General features: G+C 74.1%; 4 protein-coding genes. All 4 read left to right on the top strand.

The genetic code is table 11. The features are described from left to right. The first annotated feature begins 253 nt into the window (after positions 1-253). The 4 genes from ACIQRL_RS12900 (at position 254) to ACIQRL_RS12915 (ending at position 4,267) form a co-directional block, all read left to right on the top strand. Positions 254-424 carry a Trm112 family protein gene (locus tag ACIQRL_RS12900; protein ID WP_078943765.1) on the top strand — a complete coding sequence of 57 codons (171 nt, stop codon included), beginning with the start codon at positions 254-256 and terminating at the stop codon, positions 422-424. A gap of 313 nt (positions 425-737) precedes the next feature. After that, complete coding sequence (locus tag ACIQRL_RS12905) at positions 738-1,865, top strand: SIS domain-containing protein (protein WP_401330765.1); 1,128 nt, start codon at positions 738-740, stop codon at positions 1,863-1,865. Positions 1,866-1,990: 125 nt separating this feature from the next. Beyond that, a complete protein-coding gene (manA, locus tag ACIQRL_RS12910) occupies positions 1,991-3,142 on the top strand; it encodes a mannose-6-phosphate isomerase, class I (protein ID WP_401330863.1) in 1,152 nt (383 codons plus the stop codon). Between the two features lie 144 nt (positions 3,143-3,286). Beyond that, on the top strand, positions 3,287-4,267 hold the full coding sequence (locus tag ACIQRL_RS12915; RefSeq protein WP_401330767.1) for a cation diffusion facilitator family transporter: 981 nt from the start codon (positions 3,287-3,289) through the stop codon (positions 4,265-4,267). The last annotated feature ends 133 nt before the right edge of the window (positions 4,268-4,400 follow it).

The raw sequence follows: 4,400 nt of genomic DNA on the forward strand, positions 1-4,400 counted from the left end.
TGCGGGCACGGCGCCCCGCGGGCACGGCGCCCCGCGGGCACGGCGCCCCGCGGGCACGGCGCCCCGCGGGTTCCCGCCCGTCGGCGGCCGGCCGGGGGAGAGAGACGCGGTCACGGGGACGGACGCGGGGACGAGCCTCAGAGGCCCGTGCAGCCGCTCCGCGCGCCTCACGAACCGTGGCCGCGCCCCGGCACCCGGCTTCCCACAGCGGTACCCTGACCAGGCCGCATCCACCGTTTCGGAAGGACACCCCATGCCGCTCGAAGCCGGCCTCCTGGAGATCCTCGCCTGCCCGGCCTGCCATGCCCCGCTCAAGGAGCAGGAGACCGAGCTGATCTGCACGGGAGCGGACTGCGGCCTCGCCTACCCGGTCCGCGACGGCATCCCCGTACTCCTGGTCGACGAGGCCCGCCGCCCCGCGTAACCGACACGGCCGCCTCGCGGACAGCGGCGCCGCGACCGCCGCACGCGAGGCGACAGCGGCGCCGTCCCCGCCCGCGGGCGCGCCGACGGCGCGGCAGCGAGCCCGAAGGCAAGCCACGACACCCGACGACAGGCGACAGCGCCGCCCGCACGGACAACGGCGACGCGGCCGTCCCGATCGGCGACCGGCGCACACCCGGCCGGCATCCGGTCCGACCCAGCGCCGCTCGGCACCTCCCGCGAGCGACCCCGTGCAAGCGACCCCGGTGGCCCACGCGCAAGCGCCCCCCCGGCGATCGGAGGCTACCGACCCCATGCTCGACGAATCGCTCCTCGACGATCCCGACGCGCTCACCCGGGCCGACCGGCGGGCACTGCTCCGCGGCGCCGCCGAGGCCGGCGCCCGGGTGCGCACCGCGGTCCGGCACGCCAACGAGGCCGGCATCCCCGAGCTCAAGCCGGACGGCCGTCCGCGCGGCGTCCTGATCGCGGGCCCCGGCATGGCCGCCACCGGCGTCGCCGAACTGCTCGGCACCCTCGCCGGAGCGAGCTGCCCCCTCACCCGGCTCAGCCCCACGGGCGTCGCTCCCGCCGGGGGCGCCCTGCGCTGGGACCTGCCCGGCTGGGCGGGCCCCGTCGACCTCCTGCTGATCGCCACCCCCGACGGCAGCGAACCCGGCCTGGAACTGCTCATCGAGCAGGCCTACCGGCGCGGCAGCACCGTCGCCGCCGTGGCCCCCGCCGGCTCGCCCCTCGCCGAGTGGGTGGAAGGCAGTCACGGCCTCTTCGTACCGATGGCGACCGCCCCCTACGACCAGGACGAACCCCTCGCGGCCTCGGCCCCCGGCGTGCTCTGGGCGCTGCTCACCCCGCTGCTCGTCCTCCTCGACCGCACGGGCCTGGTCTCGGCCCCGCCGGAAGCCCTGCAGAAGGTCGCCGACCGCCTCGACCGCGTCGCCGAGCGCTGCGGGCCCGCCATCGCCGCGTACAGCAATCCCGCGAAGACGCTCGCCGTCGAACTGGCCGAGGCGCTCCCGGTGATCTGGACGGAGGGCACCTCTGCGGGCCCGGCCGGCCGCCGGTTCACCGCCGCGCTCGCCGAACTCGCCGGCCGCCCCGCGCTCACGGCCGAACTCCCCGAGGCCCTCGCCTCGCACAGCGTGCTGCTCGCGGGCGCGCTCGCCGCCGGCGCGGACCCCGACGACTTCTTCCGGGACCGCGTCGAGGAGCAACAGGCCCTGCACGCGCGCGTGGTGCTGCTCCGCGACCGTCCGATCGGCGGGATCAGCGCCGCACCCGCCGCCCGCGAACTCGCCCTCAGCCACGACACCGCGATCAGCGAACTCGAACCCGAGGAGGGCGGCGAACTGGAAACGCTCGCCGAGCTGATCGCCATCACGGATTTCGCCGCCGTTTACCTGGCGCTCGCTTCGGGGGCCTGATCTTGGGCGGGAACTCGCTTCCGGCGCCCGCCGCCGGACCCCGCGACCGGCGCCCCTGACACGGCGCTTCCCGGACAGCGCCCGCACGGAGCGGGCCGAGCAGCGCACGTATGGAGAAGACAGCGATGGACCGCCTCGACAACACCGTCCGCCCCTACGCCTGGGGTTCGACCACCGCCATCCCGCGGCTGCTCGGCGTGGAGCCGACCGGCGAACCGCAGGCGGAGATGTGGATGGGCGCCCATCCGGGCGCCCCCTCGCGCACCGGGCGCGGTCCGCTCAACGAGGTCGTCGCCGAGGACCCTGAGAAGGAACTCGGCCGCGCCGCCGTCGCCAGGTTCGGCCCCCGTCTGCCGTTCCTCCTGAAGCTCCTCGCCGCCGGCGCCCCGCTCTCCCTCCAGGTGCACCCCGACCTCGAACAGGCGCGGGAGGGTTACGAGGACGAGGAGCGCCGCGGTGTCCCGATCGACGCCCCGCACCGCAACTACAAGGACGCCAACCACAAGCCCGAACTCATCTGCGCCCTCACCGAGTTCGACGGCCTGTGCGGCTTCCGCGCCCCCGAGGAGGCCGCCGAACTCCTCGCCGCCCTCGACGTCGACTCCCTCAAGCCGTACGTCGACCTGCTGCGCGCCCACCCTCAGGAGGCCGCGCTGCGCGAGGTCCTCACCGCGGTGCTGAGCGCCGACCCCGACGACATGGCGCGCACGGTCACCGAGACCACGGCCGCCTGCGCCCGCCTCGGCGGCGCCTACGCCCCGTACGCCGGCCTCGCCCACCACTACCCGGGTGACCCCGGAGTCATCGCCGCGATGCTCCTCAACTACGTTCAACTCCAGCCCGGTGAGGCCCTGTTCCTCGGCGCGGGCATCCCGCACGCGTATCTGAACGGCCTCGGCGTCGAGATCATGGCCAACAGCGACAACGTCCTGCGCTGCGGTCTGACCCCCAAGCACGTCGACGTCCCCGAACTCCTGCGCGTGGTCCGCTTCGAGGCGGGCGACCCCGGTGTCCTGCGCCCGGAGGCGTCCCCCGACGGCGAAGAGGTCTACGCGACCCCCATCGACGAGTTCCGCCTCTCCCGGTACGTCGTCGCCGAGGGCGCGGACCCGCGCGACCTCACCCGTGCGACCCCGCAGATCCTGCTCTGCACCTCGGGTTCCGTGCGCGCCGACGGCATCGAACTGACCCCCGGCGCTTCGGTCTTCGTACCGGCCGGCGAAAAGGCCGAAGTGTCCGGGTCCGGCACGATCTTCCGTGCGACAGTGGTCGCCTGACGGGACGACCGCACCCACCTGAGGCGCGTCGCCGACGGACCGGGCTGCAAGAATGGCCCACCGCAAAGGGCGGGCAAAGCCCGGACCGGGGGTACGAGGGTACGAACGGGGTCCGGACGGCGTACGAAGGGACAGCAGGAGCAGATGAGCGCTTCAGGCGGCACCAAAGCGATCGTGGCGGCACTCGGCGCCAACCTCGCGATCGCGGTATCGAAGTTCGTGGCGTTCGCCTTCAGCGGCTCCTCCTCGATGCTCGCCGAGGGCGTTCACTCGCTCGCCGACTCCGGCAACCAGGCACTTCTCCTGATCGGCGGCAAGAAGGCCCAGCGCGAGGCGACCCCGCAGCACCCCTTCGGCTACGGCCGCGAGCGCTACATCTACGCCTTCCTCGTCTCGATCGTCTTGTTCTCGGTCGGCGGCATGTTCGCCGTCTACGAGGGCTACGAGAAGATCAAGCACCCGCACCAGATCGAGCACTGGTACTGGCCGGTCGGCGTCCTGCTGTTCGCGATCATCGCCGAGGGCTTCTCCTTCCGCACGGCCATCAAGGAGTCCAACGAGCTGCGCGGCTCGCACTCCTGGTCCCAGTTCATCCGCCGCGCCAAGGCCCCCGAGCTGCCCGTCGTCCTTCTTGAGGACTTCGGCGCGCTCATCGGTCTGGTCCTCGCGCTCTGCGGCGTCGGCCTCGCGCTGCTCACCGACAACGGCGTCTGGGACGGCATCGGCACGGTCTGTATCGGTGTCCTGCTCATCCTGATCGCGCTGGTGCTCGCCGCCGAGACCAAGTCGCTCCTGCTGGGCGAGTCGGCGGGCCCGGAGGACACCGCGAAGATCGAGGCGGCGATGGTCGACGGCGACACCGTCACCGGCATCATCCACATGCGCACGCTCCACCTCGGCCCCGAGGAACTGCTCGTCGCCGCGAAGATCGCCGTCCAGCACGACGACACGGCCGCCCAGGTCGCCACCGCGATCAACGCCGCCGAGTCCCGCATCCGCGCCGCCGTCCCGATCGCCCGGGTGATCTACCTGGAGCCGGACATCTACAGCGAGGCGGAGGCGGCCAAGGGCCCGGACCCCAAGGCGACTCCCGGCGGACCGTCGCAGTCGCCGGCCGACCACTGACACCACCCGCTCGTCGTACGGCGTCGGGGGGCCCCCGGGCTGGTACGCGGGGCCCCCCCCCCGGGCCCCCCCCGGGGCCCCCCCCCCCCCCCACGCCCCCCCCCCAGGGGGAAGCCCCCCGGCCCGGCCCCCC

This window comes from Streptomyces sp. NPDC091209, assembly GCF_044757755.1.
Taxonomy (GTDB): Bacteria; Actinomycetota; Actinomycetes; order Streptomycetales; family Streptomycetaceae; genus Streptomyces.

What these genes read in the sequence shown, in the direction of transcription:
- manA (WP_401330863.1), top strand. Translation starts at nt 1,991, where the DNA reads ATGGACCGCCTCGACAACACCGTCCGCCCCTACGCCTGGGGTTCGACC.
- ACIQRL_RS12900 (WP_078943765.1), top strand. Translation starts at nt 254, where the DNA reads ATGCCGCTCGAAGCCGGCCTCCTGGAGATCCTCGCCTGCCCGGCCTGC.
- ACIQRL_RS12915 (WP_401330767.1), top strand. Translation starts at nt 3,287, where the DNA reads ATGAGCGCTTCAGGCGGCACCAAAGCGATCGTGGCGGCACTCGGCGCC.
- ACIQRL_RS12905 (WP_401330765.1), top strand. Translation starts at nt 738, where the DNA reads ATGCTCGACGAATCGCTCCTCGACGATCCCGACGCGCTCACCCGGGCC.